The sequence below is a fragment of the Telluria sp. ZT3P25 genome, assembly GCF_059685895.1.
Genome location: NZ_JCASIJ010000002.1, coordinates 446,544 through 473,061, shown reverse-complemented (window position 1 = coordinate 473,061; position 26,518 = coordinate 446,544). Strand labels below are relative to the sequence as shown.

Below are 26,518 nucleotides of genomic sequence, written 5' to 3'. Positions count from 1 at the left end.
CCGTCCTCATGACGCCATGCGCGGCCGGGCGAGGCCTGCCGCCTCGTTCGCCTGCGAGGCCATCACGCGCGCCAGCTCTGCCTCGGCGCGGGCCAGCTCGATATCGAAGATGCTTGCCGGGCGTGGCTTGATGCCCAGGCGCCGGCAGATCATCTGCGGGTTGGCGTTCCGGATGTAATGCCACCGCAGCAGCTCGCGATGCATGGGCGTGAGCCGCTTCCACGCCTGCTCGACGAGCGCGGCGTCGTCACCGTCCAGCCGATCGCCGCTGCTCGGGACAAACAGTGCGCCCTCGGCCGCGATGCGCATTCGATCGCAGACGTTCCCGGTCCCAGTCAGGTTCTTGGAGGAGGCGACCGGCGCGCCGCCGCGTGCCCACCTGGCCCAATTAGCGATTCGTTCCTTGGTGCTATTGCGCTTCATCGTGTTCCTTGTATTGAATATCCCCTGCGGTGCCGGTCGCTCGGAGCTGCAGCCACTGTCCGAGCCGCATGTGGTTGTTCTCGCGGGTTTGCTGGTAGCCCGCCCGGTGCGCCGCCGCGAGGCGTGTCCAGTACGGGACCATTTCCCCAGGGTTCGATCTCGTTTGAGCTTTGGCGTCCTCGACGTCATCGGCGGTCCAGCCGTACAGGTTGGCGATGTACGCGAAGTCGCGGAGGAACTGCTTACTGACCTTCATCGGCCCAGTCCCTCCCCATCTGGTCGGGTAGGTGGATCTCGACGGCCATCCCATCCCGGACCAGGCGGCGGGCCAGTGAGAACGCGGCGGCCTGGCCGGTGAAGCTGGCGTCGTTGTCGCCGGCGATCAGAACCCGCCTCACTCCCTCGGGCGGGACCCATGATTCGAGCAAAACGGCATTGGTCGCAGCCCACACAGGCACGCGGAAGCGCTGAGAGGCCGCTAGAGCCGTTTCTATGCCCTCGGCTATACCAAGTGTCATCCCGACCGCTCCGAGCCTCACAGCGCCCGTATTAAGCGGTTTGCCGGCCATGATCTTCTTGACCTGTGGTACCGGTGCCTTGTGCCCGTCTTCCGTCAGGTAGGTGCGGTGGATCGATGCGCCGGTGCCATCTGGATACCTGATCCTGGCCACCATCGCCGGGAAGCGGCCCAAGTCGCGGCCATCCTCATCGGTGTAGCGCAGCGCAGGGTGCAGCCGCAGATCGGCGGGAACGATCTCCAGGCCCAAGCGCCGGTTCAGGTACTGCCACACCGGGTCGCCGCGCGTTACTGGCCGGCTCCCCTCCCATACCTGGGTCAGCGCGCGAATCTTGCTGGCGTCGGTGCGCTCCGGCGCGATCGGGCCCGCCTGCACCGTGCCGACGATCCGGTCGACCTGCTTGGCGGCCTCGCTGAACGACCAGCCGAGAACGCCTTGCAGCAGCTTGAAGCCATCGCCTGACCCGCAATGGGAGCAGATCCAGGTGCCGCGCCCGCCCTTGTCGTCGAATCGGTACCGGTCTTTCCCGGAGCAGATCGGGCAAGGCCCGTGCTTGTTGCTCAGGAATGCAGGGTCGAGCCCCAGGGACTGGAGGATGCCGGGCCAGCGGCCGACCGCTTCGTCGGCGGTGCGGGGTTTAAGCGCGTGCATGCTCCCCCCCTTTCGCCCTGGCGTCGCGGATTTGCAGGTGTTTGAGGAACCCCGTCACCACCGAGCCGGCCTCGTGCGCCATGACTTCCCGCAGGCCGCGCGGCCATACCCCGAAATACTCGCGGTACTTGTTCGCTGCCCAGCCCGGCTTGTAATTTTTGCTCGAGGCGATGCACAGCAGTTGGGAGAAGAAAGCCTGCTTGTCCATCTTCGGCGCCTTGGCCTTCTTCGCGATCCGCACCAGGTCACCGGCGCGCACATCGACGTTGGCGCGGCGCTCTGGAGCGAACCCGCACACCGGGCACTTGTGAACCGTCTTGAGGTAGCTGCAGGACGGGCAGGCCTTCGGTAGCGGCTTCTCCCGCACCTCCTGTGCGCCTTTTGAATCGCGAGGCGTGCCGTCATCCAGCTCGAGCGGGAACTCCTCGGTAGGGAAGCCGAGCCGGGTCGCTGTTCCGGAGTGGTCGAGGATCAGCGCGCGTTTCTTGCTAGCGTGCGGGCGCAGCACCCGGCCAGCCATCTGGATGTACCGGATCAGGGAGCGTGTCGGCCGCGCCAAGATGAGCGTGCGGCACGCCGGGAAGTCCCACCCTTCGGCGAGGATGCCCACATTCGACAGGACCATCGTCTCGCCTGCCTCCATGCGGGCCAGGATCGCGCGCCTCTCCTCGGCGTCGGTGTAGCAGTCGATGTGCTCGGCGCTGACGCCGGCAGCCTGGAAGCGCTCGACGATGTGCTTGCTGTGGGCAATGTTCGCCGCGAAGCAGACAGTCCGCGTGCCGGCGGCCAGGCGCAGCCAGTGCGTCACGATGTCGCCCACCAGCTCAGGCTTGTCAGCCGCGCGGCCCACGTCGGCGTCGGCGTAGTCCATGTCGCCGAACGCGTTGCGTGCCTGCTTGATGCCGGTCATGTCTGGCTCGCTCGGTGCGTACACGTCGCAGTCGACCAGATAGCCGGCCTCGATCAGGTCCGGGATGGTCGCCGCCACCGTCATGTGCTCGAACAGCGGGCCGCCCAGCTCGTCATAGTGCTTGCCCAGGCCTCGGGCGTACGGCGTGGCCGACAGGCCGATCACCGGCACACCCTTGGCGGCGGCAATCACCGAGCGGTATTCCTTCGAGCCTGCGACCGTGTGCGCCTCGTCGATGATGATCAGGTCAACGTCCGGCATGCCGCGGCGGACCACAGTCTGGATACTGGCCACGAGCACGCTTTCGTAGACCCTGGTCGTGTTCTCGCCCTGAATGATGCCGTGCGCGATTCCGGCCTTCGTGAACCGGCGCGCCGTTTGTTCGACCAGGTGAACGCGGTTGCACAGGAAGATCACGCGCTTATGCTTCGCTCGGGCGCCGCGCACCAGGGCCATGCCGATCTCGGTCTTCCCGCTTCCGGTCGGGCTGCAGAGCATCTCTCGGGTAATCCCCCCGGCCAAGGCGCGGCGAAGGTTTTGTACAGCCGCGGTCTGATACGGACGCAGGGTCAAAGATCCGGAACTCCCCTCGCCTTGGCTGGGCGGGTTTTTCGTCCTTAACTCTTCTCTTCTCTTCTGAGCTGCAACTAAGCTGCTAGCGCACTCTTCTGAGCTGCAGGTCAATGGATAGCGCGGCGCTAGCACTGTGCTAGCGACTGATGTGTTGTCCATGTGCTATCCCTTCGCAAGCTTGACGCTAGCGGCGCCGCCTTGGAGCAAGAAGCCGTGCTGGATCAACACTTCGATGTCCAGATTGGCAATCGATAGCTTTCGCTCGAGGAAAGAGACGTCATGCGGGACCGTACCGTTGTTCTGGCTTGCATACAGCCACAACAACATCAAGTGCGCCTTTGAGATATCCGGCAGAGCACAGAAGGTGTAGTCGTCCAGGATTGCTCGATGCAGCTTGATCCAGGGAGGGTTACGCTTGCCATAATGCTGGAAGGTGTCCCAGTTCTTAACGGTCAGGGTCGGGGTGTTCATGCGCCCCCCAGTTGAAGCTGACCTTGGGCGATCAGCACATCCTGGCGGCGGCCGAGCAGTACATACCGAGCCACGCCCTTGTGCAGCAGACCGTCGGGACCGATGACGTCCTCACGCAGAGCATGGATGTCCCATTTGTCCTTGAGCTCTTTCACCCGGGTGGCCAAGCGCAGGTAGCCGGCCGCCGTTCCTTCATAGGTATTGAGCCCGCGCGCGCCGCGGAACTCCAGCACGCGTCGTAGAGTGTCCAACTGCGTAGCACCCGAAGCATCTCGCAGCGCTATTCCATTTTGTGCAAGCTCTTCACAGACGGCTGTGATATTGTTCGAACTGCAGTTGAGAACTTTGCTTTGTCCAGTCGCCTCAGGCCCGCCAGCCTGATCGACATGAGCGCCTCCCACCGTGGAGGCGCTTTCGTTTGCGCGCTTAGACATTTGCGCCTCCGTTTAGAAGGCGTTTGATTTCAGCAACTGGCCAGGCCAGCCGGCCGTTGATACGAATGGGGCGGATCGATCCGGTTTCGTATGTCGCCCAGACTCGCATGGTCTGGGGACGGCGGTTGAGATGGAATGCAGCGCACGCGGTATCTACGTGGCTGCGGGTCTCGTTTTCGATGGGTTGAAACAGCGTGGTTTGCATCTCGAATCATCCTTTCGCATTGCTGCGTGTTGAAGATGATTCATTAGAAATGAGGGGAAAACTCCCCAAAAGCCCAATAGCTCAGTCCCAAAAACTCACATAAGCCTTTGAAAATTAGAGATATTTTCGTTTCCCCTAATGCTCAACGTATGGGGAGTCCCCGACTCATAGGCATTCCCTGACGTTGTCCCTTGGGAATTTTGCGACCGGAGCGCTTTTCACCGGGCCGTCGCTCCGTGATCCCTGTAAGCGCTTCCCGTTTGATCGTTGCCCAATCGATGACCCCACCTCGCGTATTGAAGATCGATTTAATAAATAGCTCGCCCTCAACATAAACCGCCGCATCCGAGATAGTTGGTTCAAACCCGTCCGCACGCCAGGCGTCTACGTATTTTGCGGCTAGATCCCTAGCTTGAGCTGTCCACTGGGCCTTGGCTGAGCCTCCCACCACAGGCGCGCGGGACGCCGGCACAGTTTGAGTTTTTATTACCGCAGGCTCGTCTAACTCGCCGCTTCCGTTACATTCCCATTGGTAGGGCGCGTCAATGCTGCTGAGCCATCTGTTAAGGTCTTTTGGGGTTACCAGCTCATAGTACGTACGGACGCTTCCGGTATTGGTGGGCAGATCCGTATGCGGATGCCTGACGGTCAGACTGCCATCGTTCGCACCCACTACCATCTGATCCAGTAAAGTACCTCTTGATTCGTCGGTCAACCTGAGCTGTTCGGCCAATGCGAGCGCAGCATTTTCGAGAGTCCAAAGTTCAGGACCGCTACCATGTGGCACCAGCCGCACGTCTATCCCGCGATCATTTAGAAAAATGACCAGGTCATGAGGAAAGACAACGCTATCGAGCAGCGCAGCACCTTCAGGAAACTTATGGCGGCCAAAACCGGCGCGATTGCGTACGATAAGTTCCCCGTTACGAACTGCTTCCCGAAGCTCCGCATCAAGGTTAACGCGTGCAGCGCCGTATCTCATCAACTCCTCTTCCGACGGATGAAGAGCATGCGCAATCATGTGAGAGAGATCGGAGAACCTAACTGGCGTCCCCTCCTCAACAGCTATCCAATAAGGCAGTTTGTTCATTCGGCACCCCTTCAGGTGTCAGCCCTCATGTGTTGGGGCGCCAGTCAGGCCGGTGAAGGAGTCCGGCTTTTCGTCCGCTAAAACTAGACTGGCGCTTTAAACTTGCTACCGCTTCAACCAGGTTGAAACCCTGACAGTAGCGCGGCGACTGCCGCGACCGGCCAATGCAAACGGTTGCCGAATTTCACTGGCCGGATGCCGTAGCACTCGCCAGTGAGACAATAATTCTTCCGTATCGTCTGGCTTGAGCGATTAGTTGCTCGGGCGAACTCAACGGTCTGTATATGATCGCGCCCTTCGGCGATGATCGCGAGGGCGCTTGGAACTGCAAATTTCGTCGTCATAAATCGATTCCTGGGCTAGAGGTCGCTGCGGTAGCGCAGTAACTTAGGTAGCCAATCGAATTTATATCTGCCCGAAATTGCTCACTTTTGAACCACCTTCAACCCCGGCGTCACTGGAATAAACTCAATTCCAGCCTCGGCCAGCATCCACTCTTCGATTTTGATGTGCCACTTTCGCAGCAGATCCAGAGGCCGACGGATGTAGTTTTGCTCGCGCACTCCTTGCGGAGCATGCCCTTGAATTTGGGCGGCGATTCCGGCCGGCACCTCGACCCATTCCGATAGCGTTGCAAATGACCGGCGCAGACCATGCAAGGTAACGTGTGGAAGCCCCGCGGCTTGAAGCGCTTCATTATGCGCGTGCCGGGGTTCAGCAAGGTAACCAGCGGCTGCAGTCGGGCTAGAGAAGACAAATTCGTTCCGGCGCGGTAGCTGCATGAGCAAATGCGCAACATAAGGCGTTAGCGGCACGAGACGAAAGTCTTCAATCTTGTCTTTCAGCTTTAACTTGTTCCACCGGAAATCAACGTCGGCCCAACGAAGCTCTGCCATCTCCTCGCGACGCGGACCCACCAGCAGTAGACTTTGAAGGTATGCACTGATAACCGGATTGCTGAGCTGTTGAACTGCCTCGAACCATGCGTGTAGCTGCTCTTTGCCGAGAACGTCATCCCTAACCCCAGGCTTTCCGACGAGCTCGCGCAATTTTTTGCTTTTCGCCGCGTTCACCTGAACGATTTTCCCGTATGTCTCATGCGTTGCGCACCAGTTGAGGCAAGCTTTCAACATTCTGATGCACGAGCGCGCGCTTGCCGGCCTGGTCTTCGCCTCAATCTTTGCCCAGGCCTCTAGCCGCTCCATTGACAGGTCGACCAGGCGGACATTGCTTAGCGATGAAAGAGGCCCTGGGACAGTCAGCTTTGGGCTCCGCTTCCGCTTTTCGCCGCCGGCCTGCATGGCGTTGCGGTGATCTCGCATAGAGTGCTCGGACCAAGACGATTCGCGGTCGCTGACATATAGAGGCCAGACGTCGCCGAGGGTTACCGAGTCCCGGATGGCCGACTCCGCAGCGGCGGCTTCGGTTGCCACACGATGAGCTTCTTTTGCCGCGAGCAGCGCGCGAGGGTCAATACCTTGGTCGGTAAGCGACTTGAGACGTGTCGCCTCAACCTGGGCGCTGCCAATCGTCCATGTCCGGACGTCGCCGATAGTCATGCGCAGCGTTTTGCCGTTCAATCGCGTTTCGAAAATGTATGACTTCGCTCCGCTCGACGTGACGCGCAGCCCGAGTCCTGGTGTCTTAGCGTCCCAGTGAAGCGTTTGTTGCTTGCCGGGTTGACATTGAAATCCTGCGACCTTGTCGCTCGTAAAACGTACTTTTTCCATCGTGATGCCTCCATAGGTTACCGAGTGTAGGCACCATGTAGGCAAATTATATCAACATTAGTGAATGCTGAGGAATACTCATAACCCCCGACGAAGGTCAAATCTTCGCTTTTTCAATGACTTACGCAATAAAAGATATGTAGATCAACGTTGGGGAATTGTCGCCCGCTATGATTTGTAATCATCAGGTGGCCAGTTCGAAACCGGCAGCCGGCACCAGTAGTTCAACAAAAAGCCCAATCCTCAGGATTGGGCTTTTTGCTTTCTGGGCGTCTGTAACAGCTGCCCCCAACTAGCTGAATTAGCCTGTTCAGGCCTGGTGACTGGCCAAATCAAAAAATGGCTCTGGGAAGCGTATTGATTGCTATCAATTTCGCTTTGGCGACACCGAGGTAACGTAGCCGCTGGACAATTTCCACTTGCGCTACGGCGATGCCGAGCGGCTACCGGAGGCAGTCAATGGGCTTAAGTCAGGTCATTGCGGCCGGTGCCGCACTGTCGGCGTTCAGCGGAAACTCGCAACACAAGCGCCTGATGCGGCTGGATTTTCCGTTCAAGGATGGGCCGCCTGCCATCCTGCTGCCGAACAAGCTCGTCGCCCGGGAAGAAGTCTCGCGGGGGTTCCGCTTTATCGTCGAAGTATTGTCGGACGAAGCGCGCATCCCCCTGAAAATGCTGATGGGCCGGATGGCGGTGATCTCACTGGTGCGCGAAGACGGATTGCTGCGTTACTTCAACGGCCATATCACCGAGTTCCGCTTCCTGCGCACCGATGGCGGATTCGCCTTCTACCAGATGGTGCTCGAACCGTGGCTTGCATTCGCGCGGCTGCGCAAGGATAACGTGTCGTTTCACGGTAAAAGCGTACGAGAGATCACCGAAGAAACGCTGAAGCACTATCGCCAGGCCGATTGGCATATGTACCCAATCGACGAGTCGAAGCTGACCGTCGCCAACCAGCACAACGAGACCGATTACAACCACCTGCACCGGCGCTGGGAAGCGCTTGGCTTGCATTACTGGTACGAGCACGAATTTGGCCGCCACCGGCTCATGATCTCTGGCAACAGCTTCCTGTCCGAGCGGATCGATGAGGAAGCGTACGTGATCCCGTTCCACAAGAAGAGTGGTTCGCTCGAAGACGACGGCATTCACGAGTGGACGGCCGTGCGACGCCTCGGCTCGGGCCAGACAACGCTGGCAACGTTCGATTACAAGAGCCCGAGCGCGCAGCGCGCCAAAGGCATTTCAGCCAACCGGCAAGGCGATATCTTTCCCTACGAAGTCTACGAAGACACAGGTTCTTACGGCTTTCGCATACGCGACGATGGCGAGCAGCTGGCAACGCGGCGCATGGAGGAGGCGGACAAGGACACGCAGTACTTCGAGGCAAAGGGCAATGAACGGAGCGTGCTGCCGGGGCGTACCTTCAAGCTCGGCGGACACTTCAGTGCCGAACCACGGTCGCCCGAATACGATCCGGAACCGCGCCGCAGCATCGACGACCGCTTCTACCTCATCCTGTCTGTCGACCATGAGGTGGCGAACAACTACCAGGCCGGGCCAGGCGCACCGTCGCATTACGAAAACCGGCTGACCTGCATTCGCAAGGATATCCGCTGGCGCCCGGGCCGCAACTACAACAGCGAGCCCGGTACCTACATGGGGCTTCATACGGCGATCGTGGTTGGCCCGGCCGGCGCTGACATCCATACGGACGACTACGGGCGGGTCAAGCTGCAGTTCCACTGGAACCGGCTGGACAAGTACGACGAAAACAGCTCGCCGTGGATCCGGGTAATGACGCCGGCCGCCGGCGACGAGTTCGGGCAGATCCGTTTGCCGCGTGTTGGTGAGGAAGTGGCGGTCGTTTACGCGAACGGGAATATCGATCATCCGCTCATCCTGGGGGCTGTCTACAACGGTAGGCATATGCCACCGTGGTCGCTGCCGAAGCAACATTCGCTGGCTGGCATGCGCAGCCGGGAACTGGGCGGCGGCACACGCGGCAACCACCTCGTTCTTGACGACACCAAGGAGATGATCCAGGCGCAGCTAAAAAGCGACCACCAGTGCAGCCAACTGTCGCTCGGGCACATCGGGCGCATCGAGGACAATAGCGGCCGCAAGGACGCACGCGGCGAAGGCTGGGAACTACGCACCGATGGCCATGGCGTGGCGCGCGCAGCCAAGGGACTCTTGATCACCACAGAAGCGCGGCAAGCTGCACGCGGCCCGATGAAAGACATGGACGAAACGGTGCGGCGCATCGCGCTCGCAGTTGAGCAGCATCAACTGCTGGGTGAGATCGCGCAAAAAAACGGTGCGCAGGAGCCTTCGGATAACCAGGACGGCGTTGCCTCACTCCTGCAGACGCAGAAGGACGCGGTGAAAGGTCCGGACGCAAAAGCGGACAGTTTCCCTGAGCTGGCCAAGCCGCACCTGGTGCTGGCGAGTGCGGCCGGTATCGCAACCACGACGACCGGTGATACCCACATCGCCAGCGACCGCCACACGGCCCTTACGACCGGGAAAAGCCTGTCGCTGGCTGTCGGCACGCATTTCTTTGCCAGCATCCGCCAGTCGTTCCGGCTGTTCGTCCAGAAGGCTGGCATGAAGATGGTGGCCGCCGCTGGTGACATCGATCTGCAGGCACTGTCGAACAACATCAAACTGCTGGCCAAGCTGGAAATCACGCACACGGCCAACCGGATCACGATCAGCGCCAAGGAAGAAGTCGTCATCAATGGCGGCGGCAGCTACGTGAAATTCGCCGCCGGTGGTATCGAACACGGCACGAATGGCAATTTCGTCGCACACGCCGCGCACTACAGCTTTGTGAACGCCAAGAACATGGAGATGGCGGTTTCCATGCCGCCCGTGGCCGATGTACTGGGCAAGGGCCGCGGCGCGCTGCATGTCGGCAGCCATGCGGAGACTGCCGGGAGAAGCAGTGCTGGCATGCCGTTCAAACTGTTCAAGGATGGGGCAATGGTCGAACAGGGGCAGATCGACGACAAGGGAAACATCCAGTTCGCGCACGAGCTCGATGCCAGCGCAGAGTACAAGGTCGAGCTCCCGACCGGCCAGTCTTTTGAAATCGCTGCCAGCGCCTACACCGAGCAGCACGAGCAAAACGCGGGCGTGGGATACCACGGCTATGAGAATCCGGGCGGCGCCCTGACCGACGACGAGCACTCCCTGGACCAGGACCGGATCGACGCCAATCCCTGGTCCAGCCAGCAGGCGTGAGCTGCAGGCGCCGACAGCGGCCTTTAGATGGAAAGGGAAGAAAATGGGCATGGAAGAAAATGAGGCGCTTTATACACAAAAGCTCTGCTACAACCGGACACTAGGCCCCTACCAATGCTTGTCCTTGCCCTGGTGGATCAGGACAAGCAAGCACCAGACTTACCTGGCGCGCCACCACTGCCATCTTGAGCCGCTCATCTGCGGCGAAGAAGTGTTCCAGCGCATCCACAAAGACCTGCTTCAAGCACAACATAGCGTGGACATCATCACCTGGGGATTTGACCCGGGCATGGTGCTCATCCGTGGTGAAAGAGCCGAAGACGGCACGCGCTATGGCGATCTGCTCAAGCAAATCGCGACCCGTAAGGAAAATCCCGTCACGGTGCGCCTGCTGCTCTGGCACGACAATGCCGCGTCCTATGCCATACAAAAAAACAATCCGGGCTTGTATGGAACCCGTGTTCCCACGATCGGTGCTTACGCCGGCTATTTCAACGAAACGCACGACCAGTACAACCGCGCATGGTTCGACGAGATCATCGCGCAAAAGATACCGACCATCGTGCTGCAGACCCGTGAAGTCGCGCTCAAGTTTCGGGACCCCTCGCTTGCTGGCGAGAAGTACAAGATCAGCCTCATTGATGGCACAGCAGGATCCATCTACCCCACTCATCATCAAAAGATGATTCTGATCGACTACGAGACGCCGGCGCGCGCCATCGGCTACGTGATGGGGCATAACTCGACGACTGACTTCTGGGACACGGTCGATCATCGCTTTCAGGATATACGCCGTGAAACACTGTATAGCAAGAATCCGGCCGGCCGGGATACCAAGCTGTCGGCTGTAATCGATGAAGCATGGGACCGGTACGACAGACAAATGCAAATGATGTCTGGCCAGACTGAACAACCGTTAACGCGAAAGGCGGAGCGCCTCGGCGAATTTTTCAAAAAATATGCAATTACTGCCAAACCGTATCAGGACGTTTCGCTGCGCGTGCGCGGACCGATCCTGTACGACATGAATCACAATTTCTGCACTGGCTGGGCCGAATCCGAAGAAGCCACATCGACCCTGATGAATGCGATCTGGATGACGTCGCCGGGCCTGGCGGTCAAGGCGGCACTTGCCGCAGCCAATGCAGTAGCAAAACCGTCAGGGACAGCCCATCCTTCCGTGCAGAGCAGGTCGCACCTGAAGGCACCCGACTTTGCCCTGAAGAACTGCCATCACAGCGCGCAGCTGTTGCGGACGTACCCGGCAAAGCAGGAGAAATCAATCAAGGAATGCTACGCCAACCTGACCCGGCTGACCCATCACTACATCTTCATCCAGAACCAGTATGTCCAGTACGAGGCCTGGGCGAACTACATGATGACGTGTGTTTTTAAGCTGCGCAGAGCCGGTTACACCAAACTCATCTACGTGTTCATCCTGACCTCCACCCCGGAGACCGATGGCATGGACCTGGCGACCTATGACGTTGCCGTGCGATTCGGGCAGAGCGAAACCATGAAGCTGGAGCACGAGGAACGAGTGGCGAAGGCCACGCGCAATAGAACTAGGATGCCTATCACGCCTGCGACGCTAGAACAATGCGGGATCAAGGCGCTCATGGCGTCGATGTGGAGCGGCGCCAAGCACCCGAAATCGACCAAGGATTACGAAGAAACCTACATCCACGCCAAGGTGGCGATCGTTGACGACGCGGCCTTCACGGTGGGATCGGCCAATCTGAACGTGCGCAGCATGGCTTTGGACAGCGAGCTGAATCTGCTCAGCGAGGCCAAGGATGTTGCGTTTGACTTGCGCAAGAGGCTGTTCGATCAGTGTACTAATAACGTGGGACCGGCGCAGTTTGGCGATATGGAAGAAACTTTTACTAGGTGGTTGGGACTGATGGAAAAAAACAGCAACGCAATGGCAAAGAGCCACCCCCTGTCTGGCCAGATTGCCAAATTCCATGTCGATAGGCAGCCCGGTCCGCCTGTGATCTGACATGCGACGCCCCCGTCCCCGATGGATCTTGATAGTTAGCGCCTCGGTTGTGATCGCCATCGGCGCCTATTTCTTACAACAACATTTGGAGTTCGTAAAGATGCATACCATCCCTCCCGGCTTACAGGCATTCGACGTAAACGGGCCAATCCCGACCTGTGGGCGCTGGAAGGACACAATGCCAAAAACCCGCGATCCAGCCGCCTACCGGCTCTACATTGAAGCGCGCAAGCTATGGCGCAGCAAGATCGAGTGGCAATTGACGCGTCAGGAAGCGCTTAGCATCCTGCACGACGTGCAGGCCGCCGCAAACCAGGGCGACTGGGGCGCGCGTGCATTGATGGCCTATTTCTATCGATCAGGCCTTGGCCCGCTCGACACCAATCATGTACTTGATCCGGACGCCGACAAATCAGTCGAGATCATCCGCATGGCAGTCGCAGCGGGCCAAGCCTGGGGCTACTACGATCTCGGTGTCGCCCACGAGCACGGCTACGGAGGTGCTGCTCAGGATGAACAGATTACATGGGCCTACTACCTGAAGGCGGCTGAACTCGGCAGTCCGGAGGCGCAGATGGCCTTAGCTAGTGCTTATGTAAAGAACAACCGGTGGGACGCCGAAGAAGCGATGGTAATGTGTGCCTATAAGCAAGGACATGGCCCTGCGGCCTACGATCTTGGAATAAATGCTGACCTTCGCAAGAATTTCGCGGCGGTGCTGGAGTATCAGCAGGCGGGGACGAAGTTCGGGGATAAGCGCTCAGCAGCAGCATTGATGTTTATCTTTGACCCCGAAGAATGGAATTCGCGCGACAAACAGGAGCAGACTGCGTTCAAAGAACTCAATATCCTACCCGATCCTGATCGTAAAAGTCGGTACAAGGAAATGTTCCGAGCTCTGGACATCAACTCTGACCTGAAGCTGAATCGCCTCGACCTGGTGTTGCCACTGCCTCCTGCGGAACTACCTGCGTGGAATGGCATCCAGGACGCAATCGAGCCCGAGCCGGACGGCCCGCCGAGTTACTGACGCCATCGCTGCCACACGTTCACCACATTCGGAACCCCTATCCAGCCATGCTCTCTCTTCGCCACTGGCTCACTCTTGTGGGCACATCGCTCGCCGCTATGATTGGGATCTACGCGTATGCCCAGCACGTCGAGTACGTGAAAATGCACGCGATCCCCGCTGGCTTGCAGGCGTTCGACGTCAACGGTCCGATTCCGACTTGCGGCCGGTGGAAGGACACGATGCCGCGAACCCGCGACCCGGCCGCCTACCGGCTCTACATCAATGCCCGCAAGCTATGGCGCAGCAAGATCGAGTGGCAATTGACGCGGCAGGAAGCCCTTAGCATCCTGCACGACGTACAGGCCGCCGCGAACCAGGGCGACTGGGGCGCGCGCGCATTGATGGCCTACTTCTACCGGACCGGCCTTGGCCCCCTCGACACGAACAACGTGCTCGACCCGGACGCGAATAAATTGGTAGAAATCCTGCGCTCGGCCGCTGCAACCGGTCAGGCATGGGGCTACTACGATCTCGGTGTTGCACATGAGCACGGCTACGGCGGCGCTGCGCAAGATGAACAGATCGCATGGGCTTATTACCTGAAGGCAGCGCAGCTCGGCAGTCCGGAAGCGCAGATGGCCTTGGCAGGAGCTTATCTGAAGGCCGAACGCCGCGATGCCGAGGAAGCGATGGTCATGTGCGCCTATAAACAGGGCCATGGCCCTGCAGCCTACGATCTTGGAGTGACTGCCAAGCTATTCAAGAATTTCGCCGCGGCATTGGAGTATTACCAAGCGGGGACACGATTCGGTAGCAAAGAATCTGCAGCAGCATTGATGTTTATTTTCGACACCGAAGAATGGAGTTTGCGCGACAAGCAAGACCAAGTTGCGCTCAGAGAGATTGGAATAATGCCTGATACGGAACGCAAAAGCCGCTACGACCAGATCTCGGATGCGTTGGATCTTAACCCCGACCTAAAACTAACTCGCCTCGACCAAGTGTTACCACTGCCTCCTGCGGAACTACCTACATGGAAGGGTATTCAGGATGCGATCGAGCCGGATCCAGAAGGCCCACCGAGCTACTAACCTAACCAACTCTCGGAAAGAAAAATATGCCGCTAAAAATAATCACGGTTGGCGACAAAACCGACCATGGCGGCACCGTTATCAGCGGCTCACCAAATCATGACATCCACGGGCGTGCGATTGCCCGGCTTGGGGATCAGGTCAATTGCCCGCTGTTCTACCCTGGGGGAAAACCGCACGGGATAAACAAAATTACTTCCGCCGACAAGTCGTTCACCGTTAGCGGAGTCCCGGTCGCCGTAGAGGGGTGTACGACCGAATGTGGATGCAAGCTGATTGGCAGTCTGCCAGCAACCGTCGGCTAGCGCTGCAGCTTATGCACTCAGGGCTTTTAGGAAGCGACGACAGGTAAAGCTGCCAGCCCCGGTGCCGGTGCCGGAGCCGGTGCCAAGACGATCCCAACCTGCTCGAGTACCCACGCCTCGACCTTCATATGCCAGACACGCAGCGAATCAAGCGGCGGGCGGAGGTAGTTCTGCTCACGTACGCCTTGCAGCGCATCCCATTTAACAGACGGCTTTATTCTTTACGGACGATCCGTCGATTGGCGCGCACGTCATGGCCGTCTTGAAGGGCACGGGTCCCACCGCCAGTGGCGAGCGTCCTGGTACACATCCCACAGCAAAGGCGGTACCGATCCCACCGCAAGCACGGCCACGGCCAGAAGTACCTGTGCAACTGTGCAGAGAACAGCGTCGGTACGGCGCATTGTTGAAAAGTTGACGAGTGCAAAAATGACCGCTGAGACGCTGAGACCTCCCCCACAAAGCATATGGATTACTTCGCGTCCTGGCCCGTTGCAGCGTTCGTAGAACACTGCATACCAGAGCGTTGGCAGAATCAGGCATGCAGTCGCCACCATGCCGAAGGCAGTTGATCCAAGCGTCGCCTGATAGCGGGCGCGGACCATGCGCTCCGTGTGGCGAACCAGGTAGACGGCGCTCAGTAGCGCCACGATGGATGCAGGAACGACCAGTTGACTGGAAAATACAATCGCCATGGTGATGCCCATATTTGTTTGCTGAAGTTGGCGCCTGGGCGCGAGCTTGGAACAGCAGTAACGTCGACGTCAATATCTCATTGTCGAAGCATCGTTCAGGGTGCAATTTGCGTCTGTGCAACTCATCGCGATTTCCCTGACAGAAGTGGAGGTCGTGATCAACCCGAAAGCTGCTGAAACGCAATGAAGAAGGAGAAGGTCGCCCGGCAATCCCCCTTTTTTCAAGCGAGCTAAAAGTAGAGATTAAGCGGCAAGGACAAGTTGCTGTTTTGGTGGAATGCCGCGGGATGACATGTTGGGTTGGTCGTGATTTAGGTCCACAACCACTTGGCTGATCGCAGTCGGCACTGCCAGCGGTAGCGGTTTCTCACGCACAGAAGATGAAGCGGTTTGATCCGCAGGTACAGCTCAAGTTCGCGGCAAATTCTGCAGCCGCGCTTGTGATTCCATTGGAAGCGGTTCACGTTGCGCAGGTACAGGAAGCACAACCCAAATCCCGGTGCGCTGGTTGTTCATCCGCTGCGGAAGCCAATCGGCATTGACGTTGTATTCCGCATTCAGTTTCGCTTCGTATCGGCAGCAGGTCTGGCTAATGCCAAATGCTTGGCACGCCAGCTTGACCATGGCTGACCATTCCGTCACGGCCACTGTGCCCTCTCCCGCCGTTGAGATGGAGCTACCACTTTTTTGTAAGCTCCTCAGCACCGATTTCGGCCTTCAGGCGCTCCTCGACGTAATTTTTTAAGGCGCCGGCTTCTCTCTTCCAGCTCCTTCATGAGGACCATCAGCGAGGCATCCATGCCGCAAAGCTTGAAACACTACTTATAGAACGTGGCGTTGCTGGTACCGCTTTCATGGCAGAGTGCCGGCATCGGTTGCCGGCGTTGGCCTGCTAGAGGATGGCGATGATCTGGCTGTCGGTAAAGCAGGATGTATTCATGTAAAGCGTTCTGTATCTCAAGAAGAAAACTCTACTTCTAATCGCGCTTTTTTTGTGGGGGGATGACCATTAGAACTCCGCTTGCCTGCGTCACCGGTCATATCGCTGCCCCCTGCAACTTTAAATAATGACACTGCAGACACCAGACTATGTGCCTGCTGGTTCAGGGCATCTGCGGCATCGGCCATCTGCTCGACCAGTGATGCGTTTTGCTGGGTGCCCTGATCCAGTGCCATGACGGTCTCGCCAACACTGCTGATGCTCATGGTCTGCTCACGGGTGGCCGTGCTGATTTCGCTGATCAGCTCTGCAACACTCTTTACTTCGCTGACGATCGCGGTCATTGCCTCACCCGCGTTTGATACCATGCCCGCCCCCGAGCCGATCATGCCGACGCTGTCAATAATCAATACCTTGATTTCCTTGGCCGCCTGTGCGCTGCGTTGCGCCAGTGCGCGAACCTCACTCGCCACGACGGCAAACCCCCTGCCCTGCTCACCCGCACGGGCCGCCTCGACTGCGGCGTTCAACGCAAGGATGTTGGTCTGGAATGCGATTCCGTCAATCACAGAAATGATGTCTTCAATCTTTTTGGAGCTCGCCGTGATTTTTTGCATGGTGATGACAACTTCGTCGACCATGGAACCGCCGTTTTCAGCAGCCGCGCGCGCACTCAACGCCAAATCACTGGCACGGGCCGCGGTGTCGGCATTGACCCGAATAGTACTGGTGATTTTTTCCATCGCGCTTGCACTTTGCTGCAACTGCCTTGCCTGCTCCAAAGTACGTGTCGATAAATCTTTATTTCGATCAGCAATCTCGGTTGAACCGGACTCGATCGTATCGGAGGAACGACGAACACTATTCACGATCGTTGCCAGTGATTGCTGCATGTCTCCGAGTGAGGCCATCACACTGTTTTCTGGCGCGGTTGCTGCTTCCGGTAACGTTCCCAAGTCCCCGGACCGGACCTGATTCGCGGCTTTTCTCAAATCATGCGGATCGGCACCCAGAGAGCGATGCAAGCTGCGTTTTATCAAGCGTGAAAGTGCAATCGCCGTGACAACGGCAATCAGCGACACGCAGATCAGCAACAAACGCTTGGTGCGAAATTTTTCAGCTGATTTCTGGATTTCACCTTCTGCCGAACTAGTGATCAATTTTGCATATTCGCCTACCGTAGCAATCAGCCTCTTTAATAGTGGCTGGCACTCAGCATTCATTTTTTCAGTTGCTTCAGATTTCTTGCCGTTCAGCGCCATTTCGACGATAGACAGCGCAATAGGGCCATAACGCTGCTCAATACTGACCAACTCATCGTAGAGTTGATGCTCTCTTGGCGTCGCTTTATTATCCAGATCAAGCAATCTTTTCAGCAACGCCATACGGTCTTTTACACGCTCGTGGGCCGCCATTACTGCAGCCTTTTCTGCAGCGATGTCGGCAGGCGCATTCAATAAAATAAGGTTGCGCGCTGCGATTGCCCTTGCACTGACTGACGACCTGACATCACGCGCAACGCTGCCTCGGTTGAACTCATCACCAACAAAACCGTCGAAGTTGGACTGGGCTTCACTCAAGCTGAATACTGCCAGCGCAGATATGGCCACAATAATTGAGACGAGCGTCGAGAAAGCGATTGTCAGTTGTCGGCCAAGACGCTGCTTGAAAAAGTACATGATGACTCCGAATTAAGAAACACCACACTGTCGGATATATTTTTTCCAAGCAGAATGACGTACATCGACAAGCCGATTCTATTCTCTTGCGAAAATAAAACGTTTATCAGGCATTTGCCAAGAATAGAAGAAATGAACAAGGGGTTGGCATCCCCGCATGTATTTCAAGGCGGGGGCGGGTGTATATATACACTGCCATTGCAGCAGGTATGAAAAGGCACTCGTGGCATAGATATCCCAGCACATGATGTGAGCGGTGACTACGTCCCAAGTTTATCGCAATTTCTCATGAGAAAGTTTCACTTCCCCAATATTATCATGCCGCTGTGTAGCAAAAGTCCGACAAATACGGTTCAGCTTTAATGCCATCTTCTGCGAGGCTTAACCATGCATTTTGGTCATCATCTTTAAAAAGCCATCCTTCAGATTGGGCTTTTTTCTGGATCATCCCTGACGAGGTTGCAGCTCGCTATCCCGCGCATCCCACGTCTGCTGGATGTCGAGCAACTTGGGCAACGTTCTGTGAAACACGTCCACCAGCGCCGGATCGAAATCCGTCCCTGAGCGGCCATCGACATAGGCCACGATTTTGTCGACAGGCCATGCTTCCTTGTACGGGCGCCTGATGCTCAGGGCATCGAACACGTCGGCGAGCGCCACCAGGCGCGCTGATTGCGGGATGGCGTCCCCGGAGAGGCCGGCCGGATAGCCGCTGCCGTCCCACTTCTCATGGTGATACAACGCTACCTCGGCGGCGAGCTGGAATACCTGGGCGGCGCTTTTGCTCAGAATGTCGTAGCCGATCTGCGGATGGGTTTTCATGATGGCCCACTCGGCCTCGTCCAGTGGACCGGGTTTGCGCAGGATGGACTGGGGAATACCTATTTTGCCGGTGTCATGCATCGGCGCCGCCAGTTCGAGCTGCTCGCTGTCTTCGGCGCTCCACCCTGCCCCTCTGGCAAGCGCCTTTGCATAGGCGGCCATGCGCCAGATGTGCGCACCGGTATCGGTATCGTTGAAATGCCCCGCTTGGCCCAGCATCGAGATCGCCTCGCGGTAACTTCTGGCCAGCAATTCGGCCCGCACCTGGGACAGGTGGCTGGCGACACGGGCGCGCACGATCGGGGGCGAAACGGGTTTCGTGATGTAGTCGACGCCGCCAGCATAAAAACCGGCGGCTTCATTCACGGGGTCGGCGTACGCCGTCACGAAGATGACCTGGGTGGTCCCGGTCGTATCGCTCTGCTTGATTTTCAGGCAGAGATCGTACCCGTTGATGTCTGGCAGGCCGATATCCAGTAACACCATGGCCGGCCGATGCTTGTGCAGCGCTGCCATCGTTTCGGCGCCGTTGCGGGCAAACACCAGGGTGTAGTCATCGCTGAGCACCTTGCGCATCATGGCAAGATTGGCTGGCTCATCGTCGACAAGTAAAATAGTCGGGCGACTCATGGGTTGCTGCCATGCGCGTTGGCCAGCGCGACCGATGTTGCACTTGCGGCAGACAGGCCTGCTCGATCAACATCGATCAAGGAGTGCGGTTCACGTGGAAATATCTTTGAATTTCTCAACATGCCTCCGAAGCGTCGCGCCATTTGCAAGCATGGCAACCAGATTTTCACCTGCTTGAAAGATTAACTATTACTCTACACTATGACGAAAACCGTGTCCGTTTTTTCCGCTTCGACCGCTGCCTGATTCCGGACTTGCGTACTTTGCCCCTGACAGAACGTCGCTCCACATTACAATCCGCAAGTTTAGTTTGACCGTCAATTGACCCGATGCTATAGTCGGGCAAAGCCAATGGTAACGTTTCCAACGTGCCAAAAAAACATGGCACTGAACGGAGACAAGATGGTCAAATCCTGCAACCTGGCAGCAGCCTGCGCATGGTTGTGCGCCGCTGCAGGTGCGCTGAGTATCGTGCTCGGTAGCGCGCCAGCCAGTGCGGCCGCACCGAAAGCAGAAGTCATCCACTGGTGGACCTCCGGCGGCGAATCGAACGCCGTCAAGCAGGTCGCCCAGGCGTTTCGCGCTGCCGGCGGCGTGTGGGTTGACAGCGCCATCGCGGGCGGCGACCAGTCGCGCGCCGTTACCATCAACCGCATCATCGGCGGCAATCCGCCGACCGCTGCGCAGTTCAACACCTCCAGGCAGTTCACCGACGTCATCGAGCAGAATATGCTCAACAACGTCGACGCCGTCGCGAAGGCCCAGGACTGGGACCGCATCCTGCCCGAGCCGCTGATCGACGTCATCAAGCACGATGGCCACTACTACGCGGTGCCGCTCAATATCCACATGCAGACGTGGATCTGGTACTCGAAAGCCGCCTTCAAGAAGGCCGGCATCACGCGCGAGCCGGCGAGCATGCCGGAACTCTTCGCCGCGCTCGACAAGCTCAAGGCCGCGGGTCTCATCCCGCTCGCCCACGGCGGCCAGTCGTGGCAGGAGACCGTTTTGTTCTCGGCTTTACTCGCCAATATCGGCGGGCGCGATCTGTACCTGAAAGTGATCCGGGACCGCGACCAGGCCACGATCCTCTCGCCCGCCTTTCGCGACGTGCTGCTGGCCTTCAAGCGCATGAAGTCATACGTCGATCCCGGCGCACCGGGCCGCAACTGGAACGACGCCACCGCGCTGGTCATCAGTGGCCGTGCAGGCTTTCAGGTGATGGGCGACTGGGCCAAGGGCGAATTCACCAACGCCGGCCAGCTGCCCGGCCAGCACTATGGCTGCATCGCCGGCCTCAAGCCCGACACACCGTACCTGATGCAGGGTGACGTCTTTGTTTTCCCGCGCACCGACAAGCCGGACGCCATCAAGGCCCAGCAGCTGCTGGCGCAAGTCGTCTCGCAGCCCGCATTGCAGATCGCCTTCAGCAAGCTGAAAGGCTCGATCCCCGTGCGCCTGGATGCCCAGTCCAATGAGCTCGATCTGTGCGCGCAAAAGGGCGTGGCCATCATCAAGGACCGCTCGCGCCAGGTCGGCGTGACCGAGGTCTATCTGACGCCCGACCAGAACGGGGCAATGCAGGACATCCTGACCGCGTACTGGAATATGGACACGCGCGTCGAGAAGGTCCAGCGCAGCATTGCCCGCGCCTTGAAGTACTGACGCCATGCATGCATCCCGACTCTCCCGGCACCTCAGTCCCCATATCGCCCTGCTGCCGATGGCGCTGACGGTGCTGCTGGCCTACGTCGGCGGCGCGCTGTGGACCCTGCGCACGTCGTTCACCGCCTCGCGCACCTTCCCGTCCGATAAATTCATCGGCGTGGCGCAGTACGTGCGCCTGTTCGACAACGAGCGCTGGCTGCTCTCGCTGCATAACCTGGCAATCTACGGTGCGGTATTCATCGTCGCCTGCATGGTCATCGGCTTTTTGCTGGCGGTGTTCATCGACCAGAACGTCAAGGGTGAAGGCCTGCTGCGCACCGTCTTCCTGTACCCGTATGCGATGTCGTTCATCGCCACGGGCCTGGTGTGGCAATGGCTGCTGGCGCCCGGCAGCGGCATCGAAGGGGCCGTGCGCCAGCTGGGCTTTCCCGGGTTTTCGTTCGACTGGATCGTGCACCAGGACCTGGTGATCTACACCGTCGTCATCGCCACCGTGTGGCAGGCCTCGGGCCTGGTCATGGCGCTGATGCTGGCCGGCCTGCGCGGCATCGATCCCGAGATCTACAAGGCCGCGCGCCTGGATGGCATTCCGGCCTGGCGCGTGTACCTGCAGATCGTGCTGCCGATGCTCGGCCCCACCGTGGCGACCGTGTTCCTGCTGCTCTCGACCGCCGTCGTCAAGCTGTTCGACGCCGTCGTCGCGATGACGCAGGGCGGACCCGGCATCGCCAGCGAAGTGCCGGCCAAGTTCATCATGGACCATCTGTTCCTGCGCTCGAATATCGGCCTGGCATCGGCCGGCGCCGTGACGCTGCTGGTGCCGGTGCTGGCCCTGCTCGCGCCGTATGCGTATGCGCGCAGCCGCCGCGCGCGCCTGAACGGCGGGCACGCATGACAGCGCGCCTTTCGCCGGCCCGCATCGGCATCTATGCCTTTCTGCTGAGCGCCGCCCTGTTCTTTTTGCTGCCGCTGTACGTCATGGTCATCACGTCGTTCAAGCCGATGGCGGAAATCAGGATGGGCAATGTGTTCGCCCTGCCCGGCGTGGCCACCCTGGACCCGTGGCGCGCGGCCTGGGGCGCGGTCAGCCAGGGCTTCTGGAATTCGGTGGCGATCGCCGTACCCAGCACCGTGATCCCGATCCTGCTTGGCGCGATCAACGGTTATGCGCTGTCGTTCTGGCGCCCGCGTGGTGCAAACCTGCTGTTTGGCGTGCTGCTGGCCGGCGCCTTCATTCCGGTACAGGTCATGATTTATCCGCTGGTGTGGATGATGGCGCATGCCGGCGTCTTCGGCTCGCTGCCGGCGATCGTCGTCGTGCACGTCATCTTCGGCATGCCGCTCATGACGCTGCTGTTCCGCAATTACTATGCGTCGGTGCCGCACGAGTTGTTCCAGGCCGCGCGCATCGATGGCGGCGGTTTCTGGCGCATCTTTTTGCAGGTGATGCTGCCGATGTCGCTGCCGATCATCGTGGTGGCCGCGATCATGCAGGTCACGGGTGTCTGGAACGATTACATCCTGGGCCTGGTGTTCGCTGGCCGCGAGAACCTGCCGATGACGGTGCAGCTCAATAACGTGATCAACACCACCACCGGCACCCGCATGTACAACGTGAACATGGCCGCCACCATCCTGACGGCCGCCGTGCCGCTGGTGATCTACTTTATCTCCGGACGCTGGTTCGTGCGCGGTATCGCCGCCGGCGCCGTGAAAGGCTGACCCTCATGTCGAATGTCCATCTGCGCAAACTGTGCATCACCCGCGGCAATAACGAGATCATCCGCGACCTCGATCTGGAGATCGCACCGGGCGAATTCCTCGTGCTGCTTGGCCCATCGGGCTGCGGCAAATCCACGCTGTTGCACAGCATCGCGGGCCTGATCGACGTCTCGGGCGGCGCCATCGAAATCGGCGGGCGTGACATGAGCCACGCCGATCCGAGCGAGCGCGGGATCGGTATGGTGTTCCAGTCGTACGCGCTGTATCCGACGATGACGGTTGAGAAGAACATGTCGTTCGGCCTGCGTATCGCCGGCACGCCGAAGGCCGAAGTGACGCGCCGCGTACGCCACACGGCCGAGATGCTGCAGCTGGGCGCCCTGCTCGATCGCAAGCCGGCGCAGCTCTCGGGTGGCCAGCGCCAGCGCGTCGCGATCGGGCGCGCGCTCGTGCGCGAAGCGGGCGTCTACCTGTTCGACGAGCCGCTGTCGAACCTGGACGCCAAGCTGCGCGCCGAACTGCGGCGCGAACTCAAGCTGCTGCATCAGCGCCTGGGTTCGACGATGATCTACGTGACGCACGACCAGGCCGAGGCGATGACGCTGGCCACGCGCATCGTCGTGATGCAGGGTGGTCGCATCCAGCAGATCGGCACCCCGGCCGAGGTCTACGAGACGCCGGCAAACCGCTTCGTGGCGGGCTTTCTCGGTTCGCCCTCGATGAATTTTATTGACGGCAGCATCGATGCGACCGGACGCTTCAGCGCTGGCGCGGTCACGCTGCAGCTGGCGCGTTCCGTCGCGGCAGGCGCCGTGACGCTGGCCGCACGTCCCGAACACATCCGGATCGACGAGCATGGCCCGCTGCAGGCCAGCGTCACGCTGGTCGAACCGATGGGCAATCACCAGGTGGTGTGGCTCGACTGCGCCGGCCAGGCATTGTCCGCCATCGAGCACGATGCGCGGCCGCTGGCAGCCGGTCAATCGGTGCGCTTTGCGATCGATGCGCAGCGGGTGTCGTTGTTCGACGGGTCCACCGGCAATCGGCTGCAATCAGGGATGCCATAGTCAGATGAATACAGTATGCTTGGCGGTTATTTTGATCCACTCATCGAACAGGAATCGCACGTGGCGACAATCAAGGACGTAGCGCGGCTGGCCGGCGTCGGTCTCGGCACCGCCTCGCGCGTGGTCAGCGGCAAAGGCTCGGTATCGCCCGCCACGCTCGAGCGCGTGCGCAAGGCGATCGACGAGCTGGGGTTTCGCCCGTCGCACGCGGCGCGCGCCCTGCTGTCCGGCACCAGCCGGATGGTCGGCGTCTACATCCCGGTGTTGTCGGGTACCTTCTACACGCCGATCCTGCAGATCATCGATACCGAACTGCGCGCGGCCGGCCTGCACATGGTGGTGGCCTTTGGCGTGGGCCTGGGCGACGCGCGCAACCAGGCCATCGAGGGCATCGAATTTCTCATCGAGCGCGGCTGCGATGGCCTGATCATGATGAGCAGCGCGCTGACCGATGACGACATCGCCGCGCTGGGCGCCAAGCGCCGCACGATCGTCTCGCTCAACCACGATTTCGCCGACCTGCCCGGCCAGTGCTTCACGGTCGACCATGCGCTGGGCGGGCGCCTCGCGGCGCGCGCGCTGCTGGACCATGGCCACCGCGACATCGCCGTCATCGCCGGGCCGAATGCGCTGATCGACAACGTGGCGCGTGTCGATGGCTTCATGCACGAACTGCTGGCCGAAGGCCTCGATACCGACAAGGTCTGGATCGCCGAAAGCGACTTCTCACCGCAGGGCGGCTGGCTGGCGGCCAAGGCGCTGGTCGAATCGAAGACGCCGTGCACGGCGCTGTTCTGCGCCAACGACGAGATGGCCGTGGGCGCGCTGTCGTACTTCCAGGAAGCCGGCATCAGCGTGCCGCGCGACCTGTCGGTGATCGGCTACGACGACACCCCCAGCGCTGAATTCGCGGCGCCGCGCCTGACGTCGGTGCACATGCCATGGCGCGAGATGACGCTGGCCGGCATCAACGCCCTGCTCAATCGCTGCTATGAGCTGGGCCGCCCGGTGGCGCGCACGTTCCCCGTCAGCGTGACGATGCGTGCATCGCTGGCCAGGGCCGCAGGCAGCAAGGCCAAGCCCAAAGCCAAAGCCAAACACGAGGGCAAGAAAACATGACATCGCTGGCCCAGCCAGCACCGGCCGCGCGCGGCCATTTTTTTGGACACGAACTGGAAAGCTTTCCAAACGACTTGGATGTTTTCCCGAAAATTTCATTCAGACCTTATTGACCAGATAGAGCGAAACCCATGACCACTGCCAACCGCCCCGAGCCACAAGCGCCGCAGCGCAGCGATTTTGCCCGCGATTTTTTGTGGGGCTGCGCCACATCGTCCTATCAGATCGAAGGCGCCGGCCGCGACGACGGCCGCGTGGAATCGATCTGGGACCGCTTTGCCGCCACGCCTGGCACCATCCGCGACGGCTCCAACGGCCTGGTTGCGTGCGACCATTACCACCGCTGGCCGGAAGACTTCGACATCGCGCGCGGCATGGGCCTGAACGCCTACCGCTTCTCGATCGCCTGGCCGCGCATTTTCAGCGAAGGCGGCGGCGCGCCGAACCAGAAGGGCCTGGATTTCTATTCGCGCCTGGTTGACGGCATGCTCGAACGGGGCCTGCAGCCATGGGCCACGCTGTACCACTGGGACTTGCCACAAACGCTGCAGGATGCGGGCGGCTGGGAAGACCGCGCCACGATCGACGCCTTCCTTGACTACACCGACGCCATGACGCGCACACTGGGCGACCGCGTCAAACACTGGATCACGCACAACGAGCCATGGTGCACGGCGATCATCGGCAACTTCGAAGGCTGGCATGCGCCCGGCAAGACCGACCTGAAGGCAGCGCTGCAGGTCGCGCACAATGTGCTCGTCTCGCACGGCAAGGCGGTGCCGCTGATCCGCGCGAATGTGCCGGATGCGCAGGTCGGCATGGCCGTCAGCCTGCACCCGCTGCGCGCCGCGAGCGACAGCGCCGAGGACATCGCGGCAAAGGAACGCCACGACGGCCTGCGCTACCGCTGGTTCCTCGATCCGCTGTTCGGCCGTGGCTATCCTGAAGCCACGCTCCAGCAGGTCGGCGCCGCCGCGCCCGACGTCGCGCCGGGCGACATGGACGCCATCGCGGTCAAGACCGATTTCATGGGCGTGAATTACTACTTCCCCGAAACCGTCGCGCATGCCGCCGGCCACGCGCCGCTGAACACCAAGGTGCTGCCGCCCACCGAAGGCGAGATCACCGCGATGGGCTGGCCCGTGGTGCCCGAGGGCCTGGCCGAACTCCTGCTGCGCATCGAGAACGACTACCACCCGGGCCCGATGTACGTGACCGAAAACGGTTCGGCCTTTGACGACGTGGTCGGCGCCGACGGCGAGATAGACGATGTGCAGCGCCGCCATTACCTGATGCGCCACCTGGCCTCGCTCAAGGCCGCGATCGACGGCGGCGCGCCAGTCAAGGGTTACTTCGCCTGGAGTCTGCTCGACAACTTCGAGTGGGCCGAGGGCTATCTGAAGCGCTTTGGCCTCGTGCACATCGATTACGCTACGCAGCAACGTCGCCTCAAGAGCAGCGGCAAATGGTACGGCGCGTTCCTGCGCCAGGCATGAATTTCTAACGACA

At 59.8% G+C, this 26,518-nt stretch carries 24 protein-coding genes; 11 read left to right on the top strand and 13 right to left on the bottom strand.

What is annotated here, in order from left to right; translation table 11 throughout:
• Positions 1-6: 6 nt before the first annotated feature.
• The 9 genes from AC56LY_RS20630 to AC56LY_RS20590 all read right to left on the bottom strand — a co-directional run bounded on the left by AC56LY_RS20630 (position 7) and on the right by AC56LY_RS20590 (position 7,005).
• On the bottom strand, positions 7-423 hold the full coding sequence (locus AC56LY_RS20630) for a hypothetical protein (protein ID WP_499582760.1): 417 nt from the start codon (positions 421-423) through the stop codon (positions 7-9).
• Positions 410-679 (bottom strand): hypothetical protein, encoded by a 270-nt coding sequence (locus tag AC56LY_RS20625; RefSeq protein ID WP_499582758.1) that lies wholly within the window; start codon positions 677-679, stop codon positions 410-412. The genes AC56LY_RS20630 and AC56LY_RS20625 overlap by 14 nt, the downstream gene beginning before the upstream one ends.
• The gene (locus AC56LY_RS20620) at positions 666-1,592 is read right to left on the bottom strand and encodes a DUF7146 domain-containing protein (protein ID WP_499582756.1); all 927 of its coding nucleotides are present in this window, start codon (positions 1,590-1,592) and stop codon (positions 666-668) included. Before AC56LY_RS20620 ends, AC56LY_RS20625 begins: the two co-directional genes overlap by 14 nt.
• Positions 1,579-3,234 carry a DEAD/DEAH box helicase gene (locus AC56LY_RS20615; RefSeq protein ID WP_499582754.1) on the bottom strand — a complete coding sequence of 552 codons (1,656 nt, stop codon included), beginning with the start codon at positions 3,232-3,234 and terminating at the stop codon, positions 1,579-1,581. The genes AC56LY_RS20620 and AC56LY_RS20615 overlap by 14 nt, the downstream gene beginning before the upstream one ends.
• Before the next feature lie 3 nt (positions 3,235-3,237).
• On the bottom strand, positions 3,238-3,546 hold the full coding sequence (locus tag AC56LY_RS20610; RefSeq protein WP_499582752.1) for a hypothetical protein: 309 nt from the start codon (positions 3,544-3,546) through the stop codon (positions 3,238-3,240).
• A complete protein-coding gene (locus AC56LY_RS20605; RefSeq protein WP_499582750.1) occupies positions 3,543-3,980 on the bottom strand; it encodes a helix-turn-helix domain-containing protein in 438 nt (145 codons plus the stop codon). Before AC56LY_RS20605 ends, AC56LY_RS20610 begins: the two co-directional genes overlap by 4 nt.
• Positions 3,973-4,185: a DNA-binding protein gene (locus tag AC56LY_RS20600; RefSeq protein ID WP_499582748.1), complete on the bottom strand. Its 213-nt coding sequence runs from the start codon at positions 4,183-4,185 to the stop codon at positions 3,973-3,975. The genes AC56LY_RS20605 and AC56LY_RS20600 overlap by 8 nt, the downstream gene beginning before the upstream one ends.
• A gap of 142 nt (positions 4,186-4,327) precedes the next feature.
• Entirely contained in the window at positions 4,328-5,275 is a 948-nt protein-coding gene (locus AC56LY_RS20595) for a hypothetical protein (protein ID WP_499582746.1), read from the bottom strand.
• Between the two features lie 425 nt (positions 5,276-5,700).
• The gene (locus tag AC56LY_RS20590; protein WP_499582744.1) at positions 5,701-7,005 is read right to left on the bottom strand and encodes a tyrosine-type recombinase/integrase; all 1,305 of its coding nucleotides are present in this window, start codon (positions 7,003-7,005) and stop codon (positions 5,701-5,703) included.
• Between the two features lie 432 nt (positions 7,006-7,437).
• On the opposite strand from AC56LY_RS20590, the gene AC56LY_RS20585 reads away from it, so the two are divergent.
• The 5 genes from AC56LY_RS20585 (at position 7,438) to AC56LY_RS20565 (ending at position 14,667) form a co-directional block, all read left to right on the top strand.
• Positions 7,438-10,257 (top strand): type VI secretion system Vgr family protein, encoded by a 2,820-nt coding sequence (locus AC56LY_RS20585; RefSeq protein ID WP_499582742.1) that lies wholly within the window; start codon positions 7,438-7,440, stop codon positions 10,255-10,257.
• A 49-nt stretch (positions 10,258-10,306) separates the two neighbouring features.
• The gene (locus AC56LY_RS20580; protein WP_499582740.1) at positions 10,307-12,259 is read left to right on the top strand and encodes a phospholipase D-like domain-containing protein; all 1,953 of its coding nucleotides are present in this window, start codon (positions 10,307-10,309) and stop codon (positions 12,257-12,259) included.
• A gap of 178 nt (positions 12,260-12,437) precedes the next feature.
• Entirely contained in the window at positions 12,438-13,289 is an 852-nt protein-coding gene (locus AC56LY_RS20575) for an SEL1-like repeat protein (protein WP_499582738.1), read from the top strand.
• A 47-nt stretch (positions 13,290-13,336) separates the two neighbouring features.
• Entirely contained in the window at positions 13,337-14,362 is a 1,026-nt protein-coding gene (locus AC56LY_RS20570) for a tetratricopeptide repeat protein (RefSeq protein WP_499582736.1), read from the top strand.
• A 26-nt stretch (positions 14,363-14,388) separates the two neighbouring features.
• Positions 14,389-14,667, top strand: a complete 279-nt coding sequence (locus AC56LY_RS20565) for a PAAR domain-containing protein (protein ID WP_499582734.1) — start codon at positions 14,389-14,391, stop codon at positions 14,665-14,667.
• Positions 14,668-14,918: 251 nt separating this feature from the next.
• Here the strand turns inward: AC56LY_RS20565 and AC56LY_RS20560 are convergent, their stop codons facing one another.
• The 4 genes from AC56LY_RS20560 to AC56LY_RS20545 all read right to left on the bottom strand — a co-directional run bounded on the left by AC56LY_RS20560 (position 14,919) and on the right by AC56LY_RS20545 (position 19,433).
• Complete coding sequence (locus tag AC56LY_RS20560) at positions 14,919-15,374, bottom strand: hypothetical protein (RefSeq protein ID WP_499582732.1); 456 nt, start codon at positions 15,372-15,374, stop codon at positions 14,919-14,921.
• Positions 15,375-15,770: 396 nt separating this feature from the next.
• Positions 15,771-15,986: a hypothetical protein gene (locus tag AC56LY_RS20555; protein ID WP_499582730.1), complete on the bottom strand. Its 216-nt coding sequence runs from the start codon at positions 15,984-15,986 to the stop codon at positions 15,771-15,773.
• 333 nt (positions 15,987-16,319) lie between these two features.
• Positions 16,320-17,981, bottom strand: coding sequence for a methyl-accepting chemotaxis protein (locus AC56LY_RS20550; RefSeq protein ID WP_499582728.1), 1,662 nt, complete (start codon positions 17,979-17,981; stop codon positions 16,320-16,322).
• A gap of 444 nt (positions 17,982-18,425) precedes the next feature.
• Entirely contained in the window at positions 18,426-19,433 is a 1,008-nt protein-coding gene (locus AC56LY_RS20545) for a response regulator (protein WP_499582726.1), read from the bottom strand.
• 402 nt (positions 19,434-19,835) lie between these two features.
• Between AC56LY_RS20545 and AC56LY_RS20540 the strand changes: the two genes are divergently transcribed.
• The 6 genes from AC56LY_RS20540 to AC56LY_RS20515 all read left to right on the top strand — a co-directional run bounded on the left by AC56LY_RS20540 (position 19,836) and on the right by AC56LY_RS20515 (position 26,505).
• On the top strand, positions 19,836-21,098 hold the full coding sequence (locus AC56LY_RS20540; RefSeq protein ID WP_499583461.1) for an ABC transporter substrate-binding protein: 1,263 nt from the start codon (positions 19,836-19,838) through the stop codon (positions 21,096-21,098).
• A gap of 4 nt (positions 21,099-21,102) precedes the next feature.
• Positions 21,103-21,996: a carbohydrate ABC transporter permease gene (locus AC56LY_RS20535; RefSeq protein ID WP_183554617.1), complete on the top strand. Its 894-nt coding sequence runs from the start codon at positions 21,103-21,105 to the stop codon at positions 21,994-21,996.
• Positions 21,993-22,823, top strand: a complete 831-nt coding sequence (locus AC56LY_RS20530) for a carbohydrate ABC transporter permease (RefSeq protein ID WP_183554619.1) — start codon at positions 21,993-21,995, stop codon at positions 22,821-22,823. The genes AC56LY_RS20535 and AC56LY_RS20530 overlap by 4 nt, the downstream gene beginning before the upstream one ends.
• A 5-nt stretch (positions 22,824-22,828) precedes the next feature.
• A complete protein-coding gene (locus tag AC56LY_RS20525) occupies positions 22,829-23,890 on the top strand; it encodes an ABC transporter ATP-binding protein (RefSeq protein ID WP_499582723.1) in 1,062 nt (353 codons plus the stop codon).
• A 60-nt stretch (positions 23,891-23,950) separates the two neighbouring features.
• Positions 23,951-25,009 carry a LacI family DNA-binding transcriptional regulator gene (locus AC56LY_RS20520; RefSeq protein ID WP_258837040.1) on the top strand — a complete coding sequence of 353 codons (1,059 nt, stop codon included), beginning with the start codon at positions 23,951-23,953 and terminating at the stop codon, positions 25,007-25,009.
• Positions 25,010-25,140: 131 nt separating this feature from the next.
• Positions 25,141-26,505, top strand: coding sequence for a GH1 family beta-glucosidase (locus AC56LY_RS20515; RefSeq protein WP_499582721.1), 1,365 nt, complete (start codon positions 25,141-25,143; stop codon positions 26,503-26,505).
• Positions 26,506-26,518: the final 13 nt, after the last annotated feature.